Source organism: Agarivorans sp. QJM3NY_33 (genome assembly GCF_050870865.2).
Classification (GTDB): domain Bacteria; phylum Pseudomonadota; class Gammaproteobacteria; order Enterobacterales; family Celerinatantimonadaceae; genus Agarivorans.
On the sequence record NZ_CP194039.2, the window covers coordinates 1986448 to 2007766 of the forward strand.

A 21319-nucleotide genomic window follows, 5' to 3' on the forward strand; every position below is an offset into this window, starting at 1 on the left:
TAGCATGGCAATGAATGACTTACTCACCATTGGTTCGTCTGGGCTTGCTGCCCATCAGCGTTTGCTGATGACCACCGGTAGTAATATTGCCAATGTGAATACCCCAGGCTATAGCCTACAGCGAACTTTTTTTACCGCTGATACCTTGGGAGGCGTGAGAGATGGAAATACTTCTCGGGTACTCAATGGTTTTGCTCAGGCACAAATGTTCCGCGATACCTCAACCTTGGCAAACCGCAATGCCTATTTAGATTCGGTGAGTCAAATTGATGCCATTGTGAGTGATGATGCCTTATCTCTTAGTTCGAAATTTGATGATATGTTTACTCAATTGCATGCGACCACCGATAATCCGACGGCGTTATCAACCCGAGAACTAGCCTTAGCTCAATTTGACGCACTCACCGAACGCTATCGAACATTAAATGAGCAATACCAGCTTCAAGAAAAAAATATTAGTCAAGATTTGATCGAAAAAGCCAATGAATCGAATGCTTTGATTGTGAACATTGCCGACATCAATAAAGAAATTGTAGCATCTGGCGGAAGCCCGCTAGACGGTGATGTAGCGGTATTATCTGATAAACGAGATCAAGCGATTAATGATTTAGCCGAATTGATTGATATTAATACGATTGTGCAAGATGACGGTTCAACGTTGGTATTTATGCGTACCGGTCAGGCTTTGGTGTTGCAAGATGATTATACCACATTGAGCATGGTTGACGGTGACCCCGATAGTACCCAAAAAGAGATGACTATTTCTCTTGCTGGTTCGAGTCGAATTATAGGCCATGAAGAAATCGGTAGTACGATTGGCGGTTTGATGGAGTATCGGAAAACAACGTTGGATGTGAGCCGTAATCAGCTTGGTCAGTTGTCTATTTCGATGGCCGATGCTTTTAATGCCCAAAATAAATTGGGCATGGACCTAAACGGTGACATTGGAACAGACATATTTACTTTGCCCACTTTTGCGGGAAAAGAATTTTTAACAAATACTGCTGCGGGGTCGATCTCAGGCTCCTTTATCTCTGGAAAAGGCAGCGAAGTCACGCCTTACGATTATCGGATAAGCTTTCTTTCGGCAAGCACTTTTGAAGTACAGCGTTATGATGGTGATAGTACTGTAGGTTCAGTGGTTACTGGCTCCATTCCGCCAACAGCTTTCGAGCTTGATGGGATGGAGTGGGATTTTTCTTCGGGGCCCTTTGCTGCCGGTGATAAGCATTTAATTCAGCCGACGCGTGACGTGGCCGCACAAATGACGGTGAGTATGAGTCAACCTGAGAAGTTGGCCCTCGCGGCTCCTATCAGGGTTGAACGTGACTTAGTTAATCGTGGCAACGCGACAATAAGTATTCAATCTGTTTATGATACTGACCCGACCACTTCCGATTTCACAGTACCTGGTGGCTATGATCCAGCGGCTCCCCATCAAGTTGTGATTAATGCTGGTGGTGACTATGAAATTTATGACGATAGCGGCACGTTGTTGGCAACCGCCGCCGCTGCAACCGCTGGTCAGCAACTGTTTGCTAATGCCGTTCCGCCTTTAACGCCGGGTTATGACATTAATATTGATGGTGATGTGCAAGAAGGTGATGTATTCACCATGGACTACAACACCGATGGTTTCAACGATAATTACAATGCCTTACGCTTAGTTGATTTACAGCAGAAAGACTTGGTTAGAAAGAGCTTGGCTAGTACTGGTGACAACAAAATGACCATGAATGATGCCTATGCTAGCTTGGTGAGTTTTATTGGTGGTAAAACCAGTGAGGCTCGAGTGGCGGCGTCAGCTGCTACATCTTTGTTGGAGCAGAGTACCCAGCGGCATAATTCTATCTCGGGGGTCAATCTTGATGAAGAAGCATCTAACTTGATCCGCTTTCAGCAAGCTTATGCTGCATCGGCACGTGTCATCAGTACAGCCCAAGAAACTTTTCAAACACTATTAAGTTCATTGAGGTAATTTGTTATGCGTGTATCGAGTATGAACTTGTATCAAAATTCTTTGAATGGCGTGCTTAATTCTCAGCAACAAGTTGAGAAAATGAATGAGCACTTAATTACCAATAAAAAGTTGCTGACTTCTGCAGATGGCCCTTCAGATATGAGTAAGTCAATGTTTTTGAGCACCGAAATCACTCTGACTGAACAGCATTTAAAGAATGGGACCTTATTGGAGAATGCACTTAATTTTGAAGAGTCCACTCTAGATGGCATGATGACAGCGATACAAAGAGCCAGGGTTTTAGGGGTTCAATCTGGCGATGGGATTAATAGTGAAGGTGAATTTAATTCTCTCGCCGAAGAATTAACTCAAATTCGAAGTCAATTGGTTGACTTCATGAATAGCCAAAATGCGGATGGTAATTACGTATTTTCTGGCTTTCAAACGCAGAAAAAGCCTTATGTTTATGATGGTCAGTACTATCAGTATCAAGGTGATGCGGGTGTCAATGAATTGAAAGTCTCGTCCTCTGTTTATATACAAAGCAACGATACTGGCCAGGAACTATTTGATAATGTCTTTAAACGTTTTGTCACCAATGATGTCAGTGCCAATATTATCACTAACATTGATGACCAACGAGCTTACAATTCTTTTTTTAATCAGAATTATGACCCGATTACACCTGCTAATAATGTTTTTCAAGTTCAAACGACAGCCGGTGGTCCCGATACTTATGAAATATTAGATGGCAGCGGCGCATCTTTGGTTCCAGCCGTTACTGGTAATTATGTCGATGGTGAATTTATTAATTTTAACGGTATCCAAATAACCGTGACAGGAGCCGCCCCATCAACTGAGCAATTTGAATTGGCTGCACCTGAGAAAGATAATATTCTAAATATACTGACCGATTTTATTACTGTGCTGAAAGATCCTTCAGTGTCGAAAGCCGATTTTGTTGACGGACAAAGTGATTTTTTTGTCGGTGTTGACAATGCAATGGAGCGTGTTAATACCACTCTTGGCTCTATTGGTGCTCGGGGGAATTCACTCGATTCTGTGCGTTCAGCTGCCTCGTCAATGGATGTAATCAACCAAAAATCAAGAGCTTCACTAAGTGAAGTTGACTTCGCAGAGGCGGTGAGTAATTTACAAAAAGCCGAACTGGCGCTCAATACCTCCTACTCATCTTACAGCCGTATCAGTCAATTATCACTATTTAACTATTTATAGTGTTAAAGTTTATTTGTTTGTTGCCGATAAGATAAGATTGGTCGGGATTTTAAAATGGTTTGCTGTGATGTTTTAAAATAAAAACCTAAAGATTTTCTCTCATCAGTCGTTAAAAAGGGTGCTTCAATAATGAAGCACCCTTTTTAGTTTAAATGGATTAAAACAAATTAAAAAACCGCTAAAGAGTATTGAAGCAAGGCCGTTATATAGGTAAGTCAGAAAAAATAATAACTGACAAAAAATAAAACCTATAAATGGTTAAAATATAGATAGGAGAAATATCATGGCTTTATACGTTAATACAAATGTGTCATCGCTTAATGCACAGCGTCAACTTTACAATTCCGGTAATGGTTTAGATACCGCATTTCAACGTTTATCATCAGGTTTTCGTATTAATAGCGCGAAGGATGATGCTGCGGGTTTGCAAATATCTAATCGGATGACTTCGCAAATTCAAGGTCTAGACAGGGCCGTGATGAATGCTCAGGATGGTATCTCGGTTGCGCAAACCGCAGAGGGAGCAATGGACGAAGTGACCTCAATGTTGCAACGAATTCGAGTGCTATCCATTCAAGCTGGAGATGGTGCCAACAGTAACGCTGATTTGTCGGCGCTACAAGCAGAAGTCAGCCAGCTTAGAACTGAAATTGATCGGGTTGGCACTAGCACTAAGTTTGGTCAGACGGTATTGCTAGATGGCGCCTATTCAGCGGACTTTGTTGTGGACGCCGATGGTTCTGACTCAATTACGGTTTCTATTGGTACCGCTATTTCACAAACCGGGCTTGGTGTTGATTCCATCGATTTATCTGCAGGTGTTGCGTCTACCGATATCGATGCATTAGACAGTGCGATTGCTCTGGTTGATAAGGAACGTGCGGGTCTAGGTGCCATTCAAAACCGTTTCCAATCGACTATTCGCAACTTATCTAACATCTCGGAAAATGTGACAGCTTCTCGTTCACGGATTAAAGATACGGATTTTGCGAAAGAGACGGCTCTATTGACTAAAAATCAAATCTTGCAGCAAACCTCGACGACTATTTTGGCTCAAGCAAACCAACGTCCTCAGGCTGCGCTATCTCTCCTTGGATAAGAAAAAAGAAAGGACGGTGGGAGTTCAATCCACCGTCCTCAGGCTGTAATCGCGCAATTAGTACTCTTAGGAGGCTCAATTCCATACCAATAATAAGTTGCGCTTTAGTTTCGCTCTCAATCTCCTATCGTTTCGAGCGATACGGTCAAGTGATGCATACTCACTTGACCTTTTTTTGCAGCGGTTCAGACTGCGTAAGTAAACAAGCAAGTGTTATGCCAAATCTGAGTGACAGACAATTGACCTAAAATTTAGGTGCGTTGCTTGCCATGAGAGCGTTATGGTTGGCTTCTATCTTGTTTTAATCTCGGCAATTTCGCTTACAAGGCCTTTCTCCGCAAGGACTTGCCACATAAGCGGCAACTTTTTTCCGCTTTTTTTATTTTTCTCCTAAAGCTTTTTTTCTTGATGCCGCTAACAGATATGAAGTTAGTAAAACTTTGGTCCATTTTAAGGTTGTCTTGGTTTATGGTTAATAAGCTAAGGGTTCAACAATCTAGTAAATGGGAAGAGATTATCCGGTCATAGTTCAGGCTAGGATGATGAAATTTTAGGAGGCTCAAATTATGGCATTAGTCGTAAATAGTAATGTGTCGTCATTGAACGCACAACGTCAACTGTATAACTCCGGTAGTTCCTTGGATACTGCCTACCAGCGTTTAAGCTCAGGCTTTCGTATCAACAGTGCCAAGGACGATGCAGCAGGTCTACAAATCTCAAACCGTATGACATCACAAATTCAAGGTCTAGACCGAGCAGTAATGAATGCCCAAGATGGGATTTCTGTGGCGCAAACTGCGGAAGGTGCAATGGATGAAGTGACCAATATGCTACAGCGTATTCGAGTGTTATCGGTGCAAGCAGGGGATGGTGCAAACAGTGCCGCAGATAATTCAGCCCTACAAGCTGAAGTCAGTCAGTTGCGTACGGAAATTGACCGTGTCGGAACGAGTACCAAGTTTGGTGGTACAGCACTTTTAGATGGTAATTATGACGCTAGTTTTGTGGTGGATGCCGATGGTTCAGACACTATTAGTGTAACTGTTGGTCAAGCGATCTCTCAAACTGACTTAGGTATTGATTCGATTGACTTGGGTGCAGGTACAGTTGACATTGCAGCCGTAGATAGTGCAATTCAATTAGTGGATAAAGAGCGGGCTAGTTTAGGTGCGGTGCAAAACCGTTTCCAATCTACTATTCGAAATTTGTCAAATGTTTCTGAAAATGTGACAGCTGCGCGTTCTCGGATCAAAGATACTGATTTTGCTAAAGAAACGGCTGAGTTGACAAAATCTCAAATATTACAACAAACTAGTACCTCTATTTTAGCGCAAGCAAATACACGACCACAGGCTGCATTGTCGTTGGTTTAATCGCCAAAAATGTAATGAAGAAAGATGCAGCCACGCTTATACTATATATTATGAGCGTGGCTTGCTTTTTTGAGGAGGCTGGAAAATGGAAAATAATATTGGTTCAGTACTTTCTTCTGTCATCGTTCCCAGTATCGTGAATGAGCAAGAGGCAGAAGTCATTCAAGGATCTTCAATAGAAGTGGCACAGTTATCGCTTCAGAAGCAACAACAAGAAGTCAAAGAGCAGCAAAGCACTGAGAAAGAACAGCGACAGGTTGACGATAAAGAGCAAGTTGAAGAAGTGGTGGCTTCTATTAATCAGTTGCTCGAGGTGCAAAATCGCGATGTTAAGTTTGTTGTTGATGAACGTGATGGGCAGTTTTTCACTTCGGTTTTAAATAAAAATACCGACGAGTTAATTCGAGAAATTCCCAGTGAAGAATATCGGCAATTACAAGAAAGGTTAAGAAATTTTCAAGAAGCAATTGGTGAAACAACCGGGTTGTTTGTCGATCAATTAGTTTAAATTTAGACGTGAGTAAATGTCATGACGGGTATTTCAGCAGCAGGTATTGGTAGTGGTTTGGACTTAGAGGCTCTCATCGAGGTCTCTATTGACGCAATGAGAGTCCCACAGGAAAGCCGTCTTCAGGAAAGGCGCGATACTTTAGACGTCACGTTATCTGCCGTTGGCGCAGTGAAGTCTGCTCTAAGTGCATTTAAAGACATACTCGATCAGGCAAAAGATAAAAATAGTTTTTTCCCTCGTTCTGCATTTGTTGATGGTGCCTTGGCTTCATCGTCTTCCTCGGATGATGATGAGCAGAGCATTTATAACGGTGCCTATAGCGTTAGCCTCGGAGATGATACGGTGGACGGGCGTTACGATGTAGAGGTGTTATCCGTCGCACAAGGTTCTCGAGCGACGGTTCAAACGGAATATGCCAGTAGTAATTCCGTTATCGCCAGCAGCGATGGCGAATTGACTTTTGCAGCTGGTTCTGGTAGTGATGAAGAGTCGTTCACTGTCGCGGTGACAGCCGGGATGACCTTATCTCAGCTTCGGGATGGAGTGAATCAGGCCAGCGGCAATTTTGGTGTGACAGCGAATTTAATTGATACTGGAAGTGGAACTCGGTTGGTTTATGACTCAGCGAAGAGTGGTGCTGATGACGACACAAATGATAGCAATGGTAACCCAAATGATTTACGGATTAGTTCTAGCGGTGTAGCAAACACTTCCCTAGATAGTTTTGTGGCAGCTACTATTGTCACTCAAAGAGCCTCCCAAGCTAAAGTTTCGATTAATGGTATTGAAGCGGTGAGTGATACCAATAGTTTTTCTGATGTTATCTCTGGTGTTACAATTAACGTCAAATATTTGACTGCCTCGAGTACCTCCTTAGCAGTTAAGCCGAATGATAATGCAGCTGTTGATAGTGTGAAGTCTTTTGTTGACGCTTATAACAAAGTGATTGATGAAATCGAAAAGTATAGTAAACCCGACGAGGTCAAGGAGGGTGAGGACAATGACCGTAAAGAGCTGAGCGGGGATGCGATGTTTCGGTCGATAAAATATTCTCTAGGTAAAATGTCCACCAAAGGTTACTCTGATATCAATGATGAGACTCGTGTTACAACGCTTTATGCTCTAGGTATTGATATTGATACGGAAAATGGCGGTAAGTTAACCCTAGATGAGTCTAAGCTATCGGAATGGGTTGAAGGTGATTTAGATAAATTGGGCGAACTTTTTGCTGGGGATGATGGAATAGCCAATACCTTTTATAGTTATGTTGATAATTATGAGAAATATGGAGGGGTATTGGAGACTCGCGAGGATTCTGTGAAAAGTCAGCTTCGAGATCTAGATAAATCTGATCTCGACTTAAAAGAACGAATGGCGAGTTATGAATCAACTCTTCGCTCTAAATATACGGCGTTTGACCAGATGATGGGCTCATTGAATAGTCAAATGAGTTATATTTCTGCTAATTTGGGAATTAAGTAAGTATGTATAAGCGTGGAATAAATCAATATCGGCAGGTAGGGATTAAAGATCAGCTCGCAACCGCTGAGCCGCATAAGGTGACGCAAATTTTAATGCAGACCGCCTTAGAAAATCTTTCTGTGGCCAAAGGTTGCCTTGAACGTAAGGATATAGCCAATAAAGCAAAACCTATTGCTAAGGCGACCTCTATTATTAGTGCTTTGCGTGAAACCCTCGATCATCAAAAAGGAGGGGAGATCGCCACCAACTTAGATAGCTTATATACCTATATGCTAGAGCTAATATCAGATGCTTCGGCCAACAATGACGCAGTAAAAATAGAAGAAGCCATTAGTATTTTTTTGCCGATTAAATCTGGCTGGGACCAAATTCCCGAGTCTGCTAAACAAGAAGCATATCAACAACGCTAGGAGAGCTTATGCCAAGCTCTGCTGTCGCCGAGTTATTGAAGCAAGCTGAGGACCAGCTTGTTCAAATCGAAAGCCTATTTACTCAAGAACAGGTTTCTCCTGTCGCTGTTCAGGCTTTGCTCGATAATCATCAACGGTTGTTTAGTGACTTTTTTGCAACTTCTCCTTCTCTTTTACCTTCTGAAAAGCAAGCTATCGTTACTCATGTTAAGCGGATGGAAAGTTTGCTAAAAACTTCTGCCGAGCTAAAACAGCAAGTAGAACGACAAATGGGTACCTTGAAGCGCAGTAAACTCATCAATAAAGCCTACGGAAAATAGTTTTAGGGGATCAGATGCTAAGGAATGTTGAATACCAAATTCATGCGGATGAGCAACAACAAAACCAAATTGAAGCCAGCATGGCACCGTTATTGGAACGTAGACGCCGTGCCAGTTTTAAGGCCTTGCAACAACATAGCCCTCAATTAGCGGAAACTCTAGGGCGTTATGAGGTGCGTGATTACTTCCCTTTGGTGACTCGAAAGAGCGGTTTGAATATCACTTCTTCCAGCCAAAGTCGTTGCCTTTATCATATCGATCCTGAAGAGCTGGTGACACAACAGTTACATGACTTTTGTAAACAGGCTCTAAGGGTCGACCTTAGCGAAAGCACATTGCCTGTCCAACGCCAAGTGAGCCAAGCGCTGACACTTAATCGGCGTTTTGCTCACTTTAAAGATAGCTATCAAGATCCCGATGACGATACCGATGCGCTGGTGATTTTAGGCGTGGGCCTGGGGCTACATTTGTTGCCCTTGCTTGCCCTTAAAGCCTGGAAAAAAATATTAATTATTGAGCCTAATGCCGATCTGCTTTGGGCGTCTTTGTATAGTGCTCAGTGGAAAGAGCTATTTGGCCAAGCTAAAACCCAAGGCTGTGAGCTGGCTATTGTCGCGGGTTTTGCTGGCAAAGAGAATTACAGTCAAATCCAAACTTGGCTTACTCAGCAAGCGGTAAGCTCGTTCTTTGTATTTAAGCACTATAACTATCAAGCGTTTAACTTGCTTGAGCATAAGTTAGCTAGCAAAGAATTGCTGTTTTCTCAGTTGCAAGATATCGAGCTGGAAGAACACAGTGAATGTGAATTTGAGTGTTGCTTTTCACTGAGTCATTTTTTGTTTGATTGGGCGGATGAGTCAAGTATTGCCGATAACGAAGCTAAAAAGCAGGCGCTGCAGCAGCAGTCGCGCGCGAGTTTGAAAGCATTCAGACAGCTATTTCCCGATATTTACCAAGCTTATCAACGTTATCAATGCCAGCGTTGGCATATTTTTGTACAACCTAATGGCGAGTTTAATTTGGTCGATATTAGGCAAGGTCTAAGCTTATTTCAATTTTCGGCCCAACAAGAAAGTACTGAATACTTTAATTATTTTCAAAATGGACCCAAATTAGATCCTCTAGAATGTAAAAAGCGTACCGGTAAGCCCAGTCCTTATTTGCATTTTAAATATGGTGAGCAACTTAAAACCTATGTGCGCAAATTGCCACAGCATCCGGTGGCGCAACTGCCAAAAGCGATTCCCTCGTTCATCATGTACGGTTGTGGTATGGGCTATCATGTGGAGCAGTTGCTACAGCAACACCAAATTACTCACTATGTGCTCTATGAGCCGGTTCATGATTATTTTTACGCGTCTCTAGCTCTGATAGATTGGTCGGCCTTATTGGCAAAATGTAATGCCAGTGGTTCAACCCTGTATTTTAATGTGGGGGACGATGGTAGTTACATGTACGAGGATCTGCTCAATCAGTTTAAGGGGGCAGGGATTCATATTCTCTCTTATACCTATTTTTTCATAAGTCATTTTGCTCCCGGCTTTCGCGAAAATGTAAAAGAAACGCGTGAAAAGCTGCGGGTGGTGAGCAATGTGGGTGAATATTACGACCATTGTTTTTATAATCTTACTCATACTACAGAGTCGTTTCGTCGAGCCTGCCATTATCAATTAGCCAATAAGCCTGTTAGTTTTCAGCACCAGCTAAAAGATATTCCGGTGTTTTTAGTGGGTAATGGACCCTCTTTGGATGACAGCATTGAAACTATACGAGCGAATCAAGATAAGGCGATTATTATTTCCTGTGGTACTAGCTTGAAGGCTTTGTATCATTATGGCATTAAGCCAGATTTCCATGCCGAAGTAGAGCAAACCAAGATGACTTCGGTATGGATTTCTCAAGTACCGGATCTAGATTGGGTCAAGGACATTAACTTACTCACGGTGAATGGTATTCATCCTGAAGTATCAGATATGTTTAAGCAAAGCTTTATTAGCTTGAAGGTTGGTGAAGCTGCGACCATGGCTTACGATCTATGTGCTGAAGAGTTTGCTCAATTTCAGCAGATTTCTCATTCCTACCCAACGGTGACTAACTCGGCTTTGTCTAATGTATTGGCTCTCGGTTTTAAACAGGTTTACCTGTTTGGCGTTGACCTAGGCGCTAAAGATCCCACATTTCAGCATAGTAAATTATCAGCCTATACGAGAAAGAGGGGTGAACAGGTATATCAAAATATGGCTGAAAACATGACTGATTATAAAGTGAAGGGAAATTTTCAAGGCTTAGTCCACACTAAGCACGAATTTAAATTTTCAGCAGAAGTTTTGAAACAAACTCTAATTGAGTATGACGATGTGAAATGTTTTAACTGCAGTGATGGGGCGTTTATTCACGGTAGCCAGCCCTTACCATTAAATCAAGTGGTGTTAAATCAAGCTGTAGACAAAGAAGGTTTTATTCAGCAATTGGGTGAGCAAGCCTATAGCAAGGATGTTGCTGGTTTGGTGGCTAAGTTTGAGCAAAACTATGCTAAAGAAAATTACGACAAGCATTACTTTAAAGTGCTTAGGTTATTTGAGCAGGATTGCCATACTCAAAACGAAGTCTTGTGTATGTTAGATGAGCATGCCGACTTAATGCGTCAAGCCATTGAAGATGAACAATCGTTGTATTCCTTTTTAATGTACGGTACTAGCAATTTCATGCTGACTTACCTGACTCGTTTGGCCTTCTATTGCCAAGATGCCAACTTGAGTTTGCAGTACTTTCACTATGCTAAAAATTTATGGCTTGAGTACCTTCGTGAAGGACGAGACTTTTATATGCAACACTTCGGTGAGTTTGATCAGACGGAAAATAACATTGTTTTCGATAAAAATGCTATCTGATGTTAACTAACCTGAACTCGGGATAAAAAGAAGGGAACTAAAAGCTGGTTCTGCGATCAGATCTTTCGACCAAGAGAGAACCATCGCAAAGGAACCAGCTATGCATAAATTAGTGGACTTATTTTGTCATGTCGATGACTTTTGTAAGGCTTTTCTACCTCAGTGGCAAAAACTTCAGCTTGAAAGCGGCGAACGTAAGCGAAACCGCAAAGGTCGAATGTCCGAAAGCGAAATCATGACAATCATTATCGCTTTCCATATGTCTCATCAGCGTGATTTCAAAAACTTTTACCTTGGAATCGTACGCCGTCACTACAAGAGTGATTTTCCCACACGACTCAGTTACACACGATTTCTTGAAGTAATGTCTTCTGTGCTCGTGCCATTGAGCTCTTTTTTTACTCATGTTAAAGGAGAGCCGACAGGCATTGCGTTTATTGACTCTACGAGTATTAAGGTCTGCCACAATTTACGCATTCCAAGGCATAAGGTTTTCAAAGGAACTGCGGCAAGAGGTAAAGGTACAATGGGCTGGTTCTATGGGTTTAAGCTTCACATCATTACCAACCATCTCGGCGATATCGTTGCAGCCAAACTTACACCTGCTAATACCGATGATAGAAAGCCTGTCCGGGAACTATCAAGAGGCCTTTTCGACAAGCTGTATGCAGACAAAGGCTATATCAGTAAAGCACTTACCGAAGATTTAAAAGAGGACGGAATTACCCTAATTACGACCCACCGTAAGAACATGAAACCGAAAGTACTTGCCGCTTGGGATAGAGCGATGTTGTCAAAAAGGTTCATTATCGAAACCATTAATGACCAACTGAAAAACATCTCTCAGATAGAGCATTCCCGCCATCGGAGCCTGCATGGATTTATGTTGAACCTACTTGGAGGGCTAATCGCATACAGTCTGAAACCAGAAAAGCCATCGCTAAACATCACGAGCGCTGAGAAAACAGGGTTGATGGCGATGGTTTAAACCGATCTGAGGTTAACTAGATAAGTTTAATTGCTTTTTTACGCTGAATAAAAGCCACTAATAGTGGCTTTTAATTGTCTGAATGCGGTTTGTTTAAAGCAAACTTTGGTTGGCATTAATTACTTAGCTGATGGTGGTATACTGCTCTAATTGGCTTTTAATATCTTGTAGCCACTCAGCCTCAATACTTTGTTCGAAGTGCTGTAAGGGCGTAATAAACCGCGTTTCAACGAAGTCCAACATCGCCTTATCTACTTCAACCTTCTGAAATGCATCTTTATTTAGCTGGCTTAGCCCAAGCTGTTCGCCTAGCCTAGCAAAGGCTTGTTGGTCGCTATACTCAGCTAAGCGACGATGGAACCAGCGATAAGTATTGGCGTAGGGGGAGCGTAGCGTTTCAAATTCCTGTTTACGAGTTGCTTTATACTCGTCAAGTTGGTCGAATGCCGCTAATAACTGTGCAGAGTGAGCGTTTAATGCCGCGAGAAGTGGCAGTTTATTACCCAATGAGGAGTTAGCTGCTTGTTGTTTTTCATTAATTTGATTAATGCCTTGTTCTGGAATCGCCAGCTGTAACTGTTGTTGGTATTTTTGCCAGAAACTGTCTGGAGTTTGCCGAAGTTCATCAACATTAAGAATCACCACCTTTGCAAAGTGCACTTGGTAGGCCTCAATAATCGCTTGAATATCCAGCGTCGCTTCAATCAGTGCTCGCTGTTGTCGGAAAAATTCTGCGAAACTAGCGTAAGCACCTTCCTTAATCGATTGCTCGTGTAGAGAACGCATGTAAGCAAAGGGGTTGCGCACCAGCAGCAAAATGGTATCGGTGAGTTGAGCCTGAGCAATTAGCGAGGCTGAATTTTTATGGAGATCCCAAAGTTTGGCTTGGTGTTGTGGTTGATTACAGTAAGACCACGAAAAGCCTTCGGAGCTTCCCATTAAGATGTTTTGGCTAGGCGGCAATTGAATTGGGTTAATTGGTATTTGAGTACCCGCTGTGGTTTGCTTACGCGCCTGATTCATCAACTCATTTAGGTTGAGAGAATCGTATAGGGGATCTACCGACCAGACGTGCTGAAGGTAGGTACTGGCACATTTAGGAAGTCCCACATGCACAAAGGCGAGGGTGTTGCTCATGATAAGGTCCTTGCGTTGTGGTTTTTAGTTAGCCCAGTTGTACGACTAAGTCGGTATAGTATTCACAGAGTAGTTGTTGATCTGTTCCCATGAGTGAGCGATATACCTTGCCAGGAAAGGCAATGGTGAGTTGGCCTTTTTGCACAAAGGTTTGTGGTGGCTCATGTTCAGTTTGTTCGTGATGGACCCAGCTGCCGCCGGCTTGTGCAATAAAAATCTGGCCAACATAGGCGCCTACCATGTAGGAAATGGTAAACAGCTCTTCATCACTTACTTCATCGATGTCTACTTTGCCGATAATGTCATCCACTTTGCTGAGACTAGCTGGGCTACCATCTAGCTCGATTTGGAAGTTCGTTTGAGCAAAGCTGATGGCATCTTTGGCGATGTCGGCCATTAATTGATTAATATCCAGTTCTGACATTTTTTTGTCCCTATGAGTCTGAATTCAAAAGTCAGCAAGTACTATGCCTATAAATTGAAGAAGGAAGGTGATTGTTAGCAGTGTAAATTAATCAGTTTGCGCTGCAAGTCTTCATCAGGAAAACATCTTGTTTTTTAATAAAATTTGGTCTTGCGCATGACTTGGCTCGTGAAGGATGACTTTAGCGAGGGCTGAGTATAAGATAGCGGTCAACGTGCTTTTGTTACTAGGTTGGACTGTATTAATGGATCAAATGGTCTCCATTGCCGGACGAGAAATCGGTGTTAATTATCCCCCCTTCGTTATCGCTGAATTATCTGGAAATCATCAACAGAGTCTTGCTTTAGCCAAGCAGATGATAGCTGCCGCCGCGCAGGCAGGGGCCGATGCGATTAAATTGCAGTCCTATACTGCCGATAGTATGACGCTGGATTGTGATAACGAAGACTTTGTGATCCAAGAACAAGACAGCCTATGGAAAGGGCAACGCTTACATGCGCTTTATCAAAAAGCGGCTACCCCTTATGAGTGGCACGCCGAACTGTTTAGTTATGCACATAGCCTTGGGCTGATTGCGTTTAGCTCTCCCTTCGATAAGCAGGCGGTGGATCTGTTAGCCAGCTTAAATGTTCCCTGCTATAAAATCGCCTCGTTTGAACTTACCGACTTGCCTTTAATTGCCTATGTGGCGCAGCAAGGACAACCGGTGATCCTGTCTACAGGAATGGCTTCCTTGGCCGAGATTGAAGAGGCGGTAAATACGGTGAAAGCGCAGGGGAATCAGCAAATTATTTTACTTAAATGTACCAGTACTTATCCGGCTAGTGCAGCCAATAGTCACCTGCGTACTCTGCCACATTTGCAGCAAAGCTTTAATTGCGTGGTGGGGCTTTCTGATCATACTCAAGGCATTGGTGCCGCGGTAGCCAGTGTCGCCTTAGGGGCCTCGGTGATTGAAAAGCACTTTGTATTAGACCGTCAAGCTGGAGGAGTGGATGCAGCTTTCTCTTTAGAACCTGCAGAGCTAGGCGCTCTGTGCGAGGCGAGTAAAGTGGCACAGCAAGCTTTAGGGCGAGTTTGTTATGGTGGCAGCGAAGCAGAAGAGCAGGCTAAATATTATCGGCGTTCAATTTATTTAAAGCGGCCCATTGCTGTCGGCGAAGCCTTTACTGAGCAAAACATTCAAGTGGTTCGCCCGGCCAAGGGTTTAGCGCCAAAGTACTGGGATATGGTACTGGGTAAAAAAGCCCGTCAAGCGCTGCCTGCGGGTACGGCTTTAAGCTGGGAGCATCTTGCATAAATGCATCTGGTGTTTCGTTGTGACGCAAATGCACATATCGGTTTTGGTCATGTTAGCCGTTGCCTAAGTTTGGCTGCTGAGGCCTTAAGGCGAGCTCATCAAGTGAGCTTTATTAGCCTTAGCCCCCTAAGCCAAATGCTTCAGCTTGATCCGCGTATTCGCTGTTATCATGCAGCAACAGAGGCCGAACTAAGCCAGCAACTCACCCAGTTGTCGGTGGATTGTTTATTGCTCGATGGTTATCACCTTAGCGCTGTTGATTTAGCTTTATATCAGGGCTTAAGCCGCTATACGGTGTTATTGGATGATGTGCAACAAGCCTGTCCGCTAGCTGTCGATTGGGTGTTAAGCCCAGCGGGTGGCCGCAACTTAGCCTATTACCAACAACACTATCCTCAAGCGCAGTGGCTTTGTGGTTATGATTATGCCTTGGTAAACCAGCATTTTTTAGGGGCGCAAGTGGCTTATCAGCAGCGTCGCTTGAGCTTAGTCAGCTTTGGCGGAAGCGATGTAAAAAAGCTTACGCTGCCGGTGGTGGATTACCTATGCCAACAAGGCCTTAGCGATGTTCATGTGGTGGTGACCGATGCCATGGGAGCGCTGGTGGATGAACTGGGCAACTACTCGGTGAGCATTCATCAAAATTTGTCGCCCTTTGACATGGCGAAATTGATGGGACAAGCCAAAATGGCGGTGGTGGCAGCTGGCTCCACTTTATTTGAACTCGCCTGTTGTGGTGTGCCTTCAGTAATTTGCCAAGTGGCCGATAATCAAACTAATGCGGTGAATGATTTTACTCGAGATGCTGGCTTTATTGGCCTTGATTGTCGCCAGAATTTTTCGCTAGAGAAGTTGGCTGTAGCTTGGCAGACGATAAACCAACAAGATTTATTAACGTTGCATCAACAAGCCAAAATGATGGTGGACGGCCAAGGTGGTAGGCGGGTCATTCAGGCAATAGAGCAGGGGGATGGCGAGTGTTGAGCTACTCTTCGGCAAATATCACCTTACATAGTATTCAAGCCGAGCATATAGAACTGCTGCGGGAATGGCGTAATCACCCCGATATTCGCTCGCAAATGCGTGACCAAAGTTTGATCAGTGCTCAGCAGCAGCAACAGTGGTTTGCCAGTTTAGCGAAGAAAGTTGATGAACAACATTTTATTGCCTACTACGCAGAGCAGCCCATGGGTTATGCCAACCTTAAGTTGTTACAGCCAGGTATTTATGAAACCGGCTTGTACGTTGGTTTAGAGCGTTATCGAGGTAGTGTGGTGAGTTTCTTATTGGCGCTGTGCCAAATTGATTACGCCTTTGAGCGGCTCAATGCCCAAGCCTTACATGCCGAGGTAAAGCGCAGTAACCACGCGGCGCAGCGTTTTAATCAACAGTTGGGTTATCAAGTTGTGGGTGAACAAGCGGGCTACCAAGTAATGCATTTAAGCCCTGAAGATTATCAATGCGCCAGAGTGCGCCTAGCTAGATTTATTAGATAAGATTATGAACAATAAAGAAAAATTAATTAATTGCTATGTACAAGCCTTAGCGCTTGAGGCCTCACAAGTGAGCGATGAGCTTAGTTACAACAGCATTCCCGAGTGGGATTCTACGGCGCACATGTTGTTGATTGCCGAGTTAGAAGGCTGTTTTGAGGTGATGTTTGATATGGACGACATTATTGATATGAGCAGCGTGGCAAAGTGTCAGCAAATCTTAAGTAACTTAGGCGTTGATTTTAGCCAATGAGTGAACAAGGGTGGGTGATGATCAGCGGTGCCAGCCGCGGCATAGGCCAAGCCTGCGCCCTTAGTTTAGCTGCAACTGGGGCTAGTTTGTTTTTGCTGGGGCGCAATAGCGAGCGACTTCACGCCGTGGCGGAGCAGTGTTTGGCTAAAGGAGCCCGACAGGTTGAATACTATAGTGTGGAACTATCTGACGCTGAGCAAGTAAAACAGAGCTTCGTAAAATTTATTCAGCTAAAGGCTAGTTTACAAGGTTTGGTGAATGCGGCAGGCATCATGCAGCCCCAGTCCTTGATGACCACCAGACTCAGCAGTATTGAACAGCAGCTGCAAGTTAATAGCATTGCCCCTTTGTTAATGGCGCAATATGCCAGCCGTTTAATGTTAAGAAATAAGCAAGGTAGCATCGTGAATATTTCTTCAGCGGTGGCAGAACAAGGGGCGGCTGGTCAAGCAGCTTATGCCAGCAGTAAGGCGGCGGTCGATGGTTTAACTAAGTCTTTGGCGCGGGAGTTAGGGCCATTAGGTATTAGAGTGAACGCGGTACGTCCGGGGATTATCGATACCGATTTGTTAGCGGGCTTAACGGAGTTGCAACGCCAAACAACTATCGCCCATTGCGATTTGCAGCGCATTGGCCAAGCCGAAGAAGTGGCTGAAGTAGTAAATTTTTTACTCAGCGCTAAGGCGAGTTATGTGCATGGACAAATTATTGCCGTTGACGGTGGTTTGTCCTTATGAACTTGCGGCCAAGTGAGCAAATCGCTTTATATGCCGATCAGCCCATCACTTATGCCCAACTGTTAGAGCGGACTGAGTCGTTCGCGCAAACCCTACGTCACCAATCAGGCCTTAAGCGGCCTTTAGTGCTGCTTAAACTGAGTAATAGTGTGAATGCACTCGTGGCCTATGTTGCCTGCTTACAAGCCGATTTCCCGGTTATTTTATTGGCAGAGCAGCAAGACTCCGCACAACTTGAGCAACAATTTCAGGTTAATCTAAAAATTACTGCGTCAGCCGAGCAATTAAATGTTGAATGCCTAAGCCACTGCGCCTTGCCAATGGCTGATGAGCTAAGTGTATTGCTCACTACCTCGGGCAGTACCGGCGAGGCTAAATTGGTGATGTTATCTCGCGCTAACTTAGTTAGTAATGCTCAAGCAATAAGAGAATATTTAGACATTGGCCCCGAAGAACGGGGCTTAACAAGTTTGCCGTTCAACTATTCTTACGGGCTATCTATTGTAAACTCTCATCTCTTGGCGGGAGCCAGTTTGGTGGTGAGTGAGCCCGATATTTTAAGTAAACAACTGTGGCAACGTGCTAAACAGTGGCAAGCCACTAGCTTTGCTGGGGTTCCCTTTTCTTATGAAATGCTGTGTCGTATGGGCTTGGCGCGCGCCTTGCCAAGCTCTATAAGCACCTTGACCCAAGCTGGGGGGCGCTTGAATAGAGGCCTTGCCGAGCAAGTGGCAGCCTTTGCCAAGCAGCAACAAAAGCGTTTTTTTATTATGTATGGCCAAACCGAGGCCACCGCCAGAATCGCCTATTTACCCGCAGAGCTTGCTAGCACTAAAGCGGATAGCATTGGCCAAGCCATTCCCGGAGGTCAGCTAAGCTTGCTTGACCCCTCAGGGCTGATTATTCAACAAGATGAACAGATCGGTGAGCTGTGTTATCAAGGCGCTAACGTGATGCTGGGTTATGCGCAAAGCCCTACAGACTTAGCTCAGCCAGCGCGGCCAAGCCGCTTGTTAACCGGAGATTTAGCGCTGCGGTGTAATGGTTTGTTCTATATTACCGGGCGTCTTAAGCGGATGATTAAACTGCGTAGTCACCGTTTTAACCTCGACCAGTTAGAGCAGCAGCTATCGGACTTACTCGCTGTAGTAGACTTGGCCTGTTTTGGTGAAGATGATTATTTGCAGTTGGTCAGTAGCCAGCCAATTAGCAGCGATAAGCTGCGAGCCGCATGCCAACACTTGCATATTTCACAGAGCTTAGTCCATGTTCATCGTGTCGCGAGCCTGCCCAAACAAGCCAATGGTAAAATTGACTACCAAGCACTTAAGGGCTTAAGCGCATGAAGCATTTGTTAGCAGCCCCTGTGTATCAGCTTCCCCAAAAGCAAAAACAAGCCCTGTTGTTGGCACGCTTAAACCAGTTAAGTGCTCGCCATTACGTGCATTGTCCAGAGTACCGTAATATTTTACAGGCCAAACATCAGCCGATTTTAGCTGCAGATTACGCTCAACTACTGCCCTTAGCGGTGCGTTTGTTTAAACAACTACGTTTATCTAGTGTGACGAGGGAGCAAGAGTTCAAGTTGATGCATTCGTCGGGCACCACCTCGCAGGTGGTCTCGCAAGTAGTATTAGACCGCGCCACCGCCAGCCTGCAATCTCGAGTATTAGTTAATATTATGAAGCAGTGGTTGGGGCCTAAACGTCTGCCTATGCTGATTATCGACCACGATGGCCTAACCAAGAACAAGCAAGGGTACTCGGCACGAGGCGCGGGGGTGCAAGGCCTTTCATTTCTGGGGTTTGATCACTGCTACGCACTTGATGAAAACATGCAAGTTGATTGGCCTAAGGTGGAGGCGTTTTATCAGCGCCATCAAGCCGGGCCAGTATTGATTTTTGGTTTTACTTTCATGCTTTGGCAGCATTTTATTAAGCCATGTCAAAGCCTTGGTAAACACTTGGCTTTTCAGCAAGGCGTGGTATTACACAGCGGCGGGTGGAAGAAGCTGCAGGCTCAGGCGGTTGACCGTGCTACTTTCAATCAAACATTAACATCCACCTTGGGGCAACTTAAGATCCATAACTTTTATGGCATGGTAGAGCAAACCGGCAGTATTTTTGTGGAATGCGAACACGGGCATTTGCATGCGCCGGTGTACGCCGATGTGCTGATTCGCTCGCTGGATGATTTGAGCGTAGTGCCCATCGGCCAACAAGGCTTAATTCAAGTCTTATCGGCTTTGCCGCAAAGTTACCCTGGACACAGTTTACTGACCGAAGATCTGGGACAAATTTTAGGGGAAGATGATTGCCCCTGTGGCCGCTTAGGTCGTTATTTTGAAGTGCTAGGGCGTTTACCAAAAACGGAGGTGCGAGGATGCAGCGACACCTTCCAGTAGCCGGTGTGCAATTTCTATTGGGTGAAACAGGCTGGCAAGGGTTTTGTGAGCAAGCTTTTCCTGCCTTTGATGAGGCTAGCCTGAGCTTTGTTAAAAGCTTATCGCAACAGCTATTAGCCGAAGCTAAGCCTTACCCCAATCTAGCCAGTTTAGGCTTTTTTCTACGCCCCGCTGCAATTGCTCAACAGCAGCAACGTTTGCAGCGGGCGATCAGCCAAGGGCGAGGCTTAGCATTTCATTTAAGCCCTTCTAATGTAACAACTGTTGCGGTGTATTCTTGGATTAGTAGCTTGTTGAGTGGCTGTCCTTCGGTGGTGCGCTTAAATTCACGCTTAAGTGCAGAGCAAGAAGCCTTATTAGCTGTATTGCAAGCTTGTCTTAAACTCCACCCGATAGTGGCTCAGCGAGTACGTTTTATTCAGTATCAACATGATGACTCAATTAACCGTGAATTGAGTGCCCAGGCAAAGGTGAGATTGTTGTGGGGAGGCGATCACACTCTGGCCCTGTTTAAGCGCTATGCCACCATGCCCGATTGCCGAGACTTATGTTTTGCCGATAGACGCTCTTATGCGGTAGTGGACTTAGATTATTGGCATGCTTTAGGGGGGCAAGCGCAGCAGCTGCAACTTGCTGGTCTAGCCAGTGATGTGAGTAATTACCAACAGCTTGCCTGTTCGTCTCCGATATTAATCTTAAGCGTGGGCAGTGCATCGTTATTGGCATCTTTCAAACAGCAACTCAGTGCTGCCTTGCTGGTGCAGCAGCCAGACTTTCCGAATCCAATAGAGCAGGAGCTGACACTTCAGCTTCTGGCGGCTCAACAAGCCGATTTAAAGGTTGAGCAGGTGCAAGCCTGGAATTGGCTAGAGTTGCCGGCCAAAGCGATGCCACCGCACTTAAAGCCCGAAAATGGTAATCTTTTGTATTGTCACTTTCCGCATGCTAAGGATTTAGCCCAATTTAGCTTTAGCGCTAAACCTCAAACCTGTGTGATGCTGGCTGATGAGCCTTTGCGCCAGCAATTTCCTCAGTTATTGCCAGCAGATCGCTATGTAAGGCCATCAAAGGCCTTACAACACGAATGGCTGTGGGATGGTCAGGATTTGCTGCAACTGCAAGGTGAGTGATAAGCGAAATGTTATTTAAAGCTGATCGTTTGAAGCACTTTGTTAAACATGTGTCAAATATACCTCAGCTAGCTTCCAACTGATATTACATGGTTCCGTCATAGAGACCAATTACATTAAATCTATTTTTGAAATAAAGCTGAATATCCTGCTTAATTTCATTTTCGAATG

The 21319-nt window shown here is 44.4% G+C and carries 20 protein-coding genes; 18 read left to right on the forward strand and 2 right to left on the reverse strand.

Going from position 1 to position 21319, the window contains the following annotated elements; translation table 11 throughout:
* Positions 1 to 4 precede the first annotated feature (4 nt).
* The 10 genes from flgK (at position 5) to ACRRSY_RS09090 (ending at position 12270) form a co-directional block, all read left to right on the forward strand.
* Positions 5 to 1978 (forward strand): flagellar hook-associated protein FlgK, encoded by a 1974-nt coding sequence (flgK, locus tag ACRRSY_RS09045; protein ID WP_432463000.1) that lies wholly within the window; start codon positions 5 to 7, stop codon positions 1976 to 1978.
* 6 nt (positions 1979 to 1984) lie between these two features.
* Positions 1985 to 3196, forward strand: a complete 1212-nt coding sequence (gene flgL, locus ACRRSY_RS09050) for a flagellar hook-associated protein FlgL (protein WP_432463001.1) — start codon at positions 1985 to 1987, stop codon at positions 3194 to 3196.
* Positions 3197 to 3479: 283 nt separating this feature from the next.
* Positions 3480 to 4295, forward strand: coding sequence for a flagellin N-terminal helical domain-containing protein (locus ACRRSY_RS09055; protein ID WP_432463002.1), 816 nt, complete (start codon positions 3480 to 3482; stop codon positions 4293 to 4295).
* A 566-nt stretch (positions 4296 to 4861) separates the two neighbouring features.
* The gene (locus ACRRSY_RS09060) at positions 4862 to 5668 is read left to right on the forward strand and encodes a flagellin N-terminal helical domain-containing protein (RefSeq protein ID WP_432463003.1); all 807 of its coding nucleotides are present in this window, start codon (positions 4862 to 4864) and stop codon (positions 5666 to 5668) included.
* A gap of 85 nt (positions 5669 to 5753) precedes the next feature.
* Positions 5754 to 6176 (forward strand): flagellar protein FlaG, encoded by a 423-nt coding sequence (locus ACRRSY_RS09065; RefSeq protein WP_432463004.1) that lies wholly within the window; start codon positions 5754 to 5756, stop codon positions 6174 to 6176.
* A 21-nt stretch (positions 6177 to 6197) separates the two neighbouring features.
* The gene (gene fliD, locus ACRRSY_RS09070) at positions 6198 to 7661 is read left to right on the forward strand and encodes a flagellar filament capping protein FliD (protein ID WP_432463005.1); all 1464 of its coding nucleotides are present in this window, start codon (positions 6198 to 6200) and stop codon (positions 7659 to 7661) included.
* 2 nt (positions 7662 to 7663) lie between these two features.
* Complete coding sequence (gene fliS, locus ACRRSY_RS09075; protein ID WP_432463006.1) at positions 7664 to 8071, forward strand: flagellar export chaperone FliS; 408 nt, start codon at positions 7664 to 7666, stop codon at positions 8069 to 8071.
* An 8-nt stretch (positions 8072 to 8079) separates the two neighbouring features.
* The gene (locus tag ACRRSY_RS09080; RefSeq protein ID WP_432463007.1) at positions 8080 to 8391 is read left to right on the forward strand and encodes a hypothetical protein; all 312 of its coding nucleotides are present in this window, start codon (positions 8080 to 8082) and stop codon (positions 8389 to 8391) included.
* Between the two features lie 14 nt (positions 8392 to 8405).
* On the forward strand, positions 8406 to 11282 hold the full coding sequence (locus ACRRSY_RS09085; protein WP_432463008.1) for a motility associated factor glycosyltransferase family protein: 2877 nt from the start codon (positions 8406 to 8408) through the stop codon (positions 11280 to 11282).
* Positions 11283 to 11382: 100 nt separating this feature from the next.
* Positions 11383 to 12270: an IS982 family transposase gene (locus ACRRSY_RS09090; protein WP_432463009.1), complete on the forward strand. Its 888-nt coding sequence runs from the start codon at positions 11383 to 11385 to the stop codon at positions 12268 to 12270.
* A gap of 123 nt (positions 12271 to 12393) precedes the next feature.
* Here the strand turns inward: ACRRSY_RS09090 and ACRRSY_RS09095 are convergent, their stop codons facing one another.
* Positions 12394 to 13407, reverse strand: coding sequence for a hypothetical protein (locus ACRRSY_RS09095; protein WP_432463010.1), 1014 nt, complete (start codon positions 13405 to 13407; stop codon positions 12394 to 12396).
* A gap of 28 nt (positions 13408 to 13435) precedes the next feature.
* Entirely contained in the window at positions 13436 to 13831 is a 396-nt protein-coding gene (locus tag ACRRSY_RS09100) for a hypothetical protein (protein ID WP_432463011.1), read from the reverse strand.
* Between the two features lie 244 nt (positions 13832 to 14075).
* Here ACRRSY_RS09100 and pseI point away from each other — a divergent pair, with 244 nt between their 5' ends.
* The 8 genes from pseI to ACRRSY_RS09140 are packed head-to-tail and all read left to right on the forward strand — an operon-like array spanning position 14076 to position 21148.
* Positions 14076 to 15131 (forward strand): pseudaminic acid synthase, encoded by a 1056-nt coding sequence (gene pseI, locus ACRRSY_RS09105; RefSeq protein ID WP_432463012.1) that lies wholly within the window; start codon positions 14076 to 14078, stop codon positions 15129 to 15131.
* On the forward strand, positions 15132 to 16115 hold the full coding sequence (pseG, locus tag ACRRSY_RS09110) for a UDP-2,4-diacetamido-2,4,6-trideoxy-beta-L-altropyranose hydrolase (RefSeq protein ID WP_432463013.1): 984 nt from the start codon (positions 15132 to 15134) through the stop codon (positions 16113 to 16115). It abuts the gene before it with no gap.
* Complete coding sequence (locus ACRRSY_RS09115) at positions 16109 to 16627, forward strand: GNAT family N-acetyltransferase (protein ID WP_432463014.1); 519 nt, start codon at positions 16109 to 16111, stop codon at positions 16625 to 16627. Before pseG ends, ACRRSY_RS09115 begins: the two co-directional genes overlap by 7 nt.
* 4 nt (positions 16628 to 16631) lie before the next feature.
* Entirely contained in the window at positions 16632 to 16877 is a 246-nt protein-coding gene (locus tag ACRRSY_RS09120) for an acyl carrier protein (protein WP_432463015.1), read from the forward strand.
* Positions 16874 to 17614 carry an SDR family NAD(P)-dependent oxidoreductase gene (locus ACRRSY_RS09125; RefSeq protein WP_432463016.1) on the forward strand — a complete coding sequence of 247 codons (741 nt, stop codon included), beginning with the start codon at positions 16874 to 16876 and terminating at the stop codon, positions 17612 to 17614. The genes ACRRSY_RS09120 and ACRRSY_RS09125 overlap by 4 nt, the downstream gene beginning before the upstream one ends.
* Positions 17611 to 18960: an AMP-binding protein gene (locus ACRRSY_RS09130; protein ID WP_432463017.1), complete on the forward strand. Its 1350-nt coding sequence runs from the start codon at positions 17611 to 17613 to the stop codon at positions 18958 to 18960. Before ACRRSY_RS09125 ends, ACRRSY_RS09130 begins: the two co-directional genes overlap by 4 nt.
* Positions 18957 to 20018 carry a LuxE/PaaK family acyltransferase gene (locus tag ACRRSY_RS09135; RefSeq protein WP_432463018.1) on the forward strand — a complete coding sequence of 354 codons (1062 nt, stop codon included), beginning with the start codon at positions 18957 to 18959 and terminating at the stop codon, positions 20016 to 20018. The genes ACRRSY_RS09130 and ACRRSY_RS09135 overlap by 4 nt, the downstream gene beginning before the upstream one ends.
* Entirely contained in the window at positions 19997 to 21148 is a 1152-nt protein-coding gene (locus tag ACRRSY_RS09140; protein ID WP_432463019.1) for an acyl-CoA reductase, read from the forward strand. The genes ACRRSY_RS09135 and ACRRSY_RS09140 overlap by 22 nt, the downstream gene beginning before the upstream one ends.
* The last annotated feature ends 171 nt before the right edge of the window (positions 21149 to 21319 follow it).

Coding starts and splice junctions, on each gene's coding strand:
- flgK (WP_432463000.1), top strand. CDS start 5: ATGGCAATGAATGACTTACTCACCATTGGTTCGTCTGGGCTTGCTGCC.
- flgL (WP_432463001.1), top strand. CDS start 1,985: ATGCGTGTATCGAGTATGAACTTGTATCAAAATTCTTTGAATGGCGTG.
- ACRRSY_RS09055 (WP_432463002.1), top strand. CDS start 3,480: ATGGCTTTATACGTTAATACAAATGTGTCATCGCTTAATGCACAGCGT.
- ACRRSY_RS09060 (WP_432463003.1), top strand. CDS start 4,862: ATGGCATTAGTCGTAAATAGTAATGTGTCGTCATTGAACGCACAACGT.
- ACRRSY_RS09065 (WP_432463004.1), top strand. CDS start 5,754: ATGGAAAATAATATTGGTTCAGTACTTTCTTCTGTCATCGTTCCCAGT.
- fliD (WP_432463005.1), top strand. CDS start 6,198: ATGACGGGTATTTCAGCAGCAGGTATTGGTAGTGGTTTGGACTTAGAG.
- fliS (WP_432463006.1), top strand. CDS start 7,664: ATGTATAAGCGTGGAATAAATCAATATCGGCAGGTAGGGATTAAAGAT.
- ACRRSY_RS09080 (WP_432463007.1), top strand. CDS start 8,080: ATGCCAAGCTCTGCTGTCGCCGAGTTATTGAAGCAAGCTGAGGACCAG.
- ACRRSY_RS09085 (WP_432463008.1), top strand. CDS start 8,406: ATGCTAAGGAATGTTGAATACCAAATTCATGCGGATGAGCAACAACAA.
- ACRRSY_RS09090 (WP_432463009.1), top strand. CDS start 11,383: ATGCATAAATTAGTGGACTTATTTTGTCATGTCGATGACTTTTGTAAG.
- ACRRSY_RS09095 (WP_432463010.1), bottom strand. CDS start 13,407: ATGAGCAACACCCTCGCCTTTGTGCATGTGGGACTTCCTAAATGTGCC.
- ACRRSY_RS09100 (WP_432463011.1), bottom strand. CDS start 13,831: ATGTCAGAACTGGATATTAATCAATTAATGGCCGACATCGCCAAAGAT.
- pseI (WP_432463012.1), top strand. CDS start 14,076: ATGGATCAAATGGTCTCCATTGCCGGACGAGAAATCGGTGTTAATTAT.
- pseG (WP_432463013.1), top strand. CDS start 15,132: ATGCATCTGGTGTTTCGTTGTGACGCAAATGCACATATCGGTTTTGGT.
- ACRRSY_RS09120 (WP_432463015.1), top strand. CDS start 16,632: ATGAACAATAAAGAAAAATTAATTAATTGCTATGTACAAGCCTTAGCG.
- ACRRSY_RS09125 (WP_432463016.1), top strand. CDS start 16,874: ATGAGTGAACAAGGGTGGGTGATGATCAGCGGTGCCAGCCGCGGCATA.
- ACRRSY_RS09130 (WP_432463017.1), top strand. CDS start 17,611: ATGAACTTGCGGCCAAGTGAGCAAATCGCTTTATATGCCGATCAGCCC.
- ACRRSY_RS09135 (WP_432463018.1), top strand. CDS start 18,957: ATGAAGCATTTGTTAGCAGCCCCTGTGTATCAGCTTCCCCAAAAGCAA.
- ACRRSY_RS09140 (WP_432463019.1), top strand. CDS start 19,997: ATGCAGCGACACCTTCCAGTAGCCGGTGTGCAATTTCTATTGGGTGAA.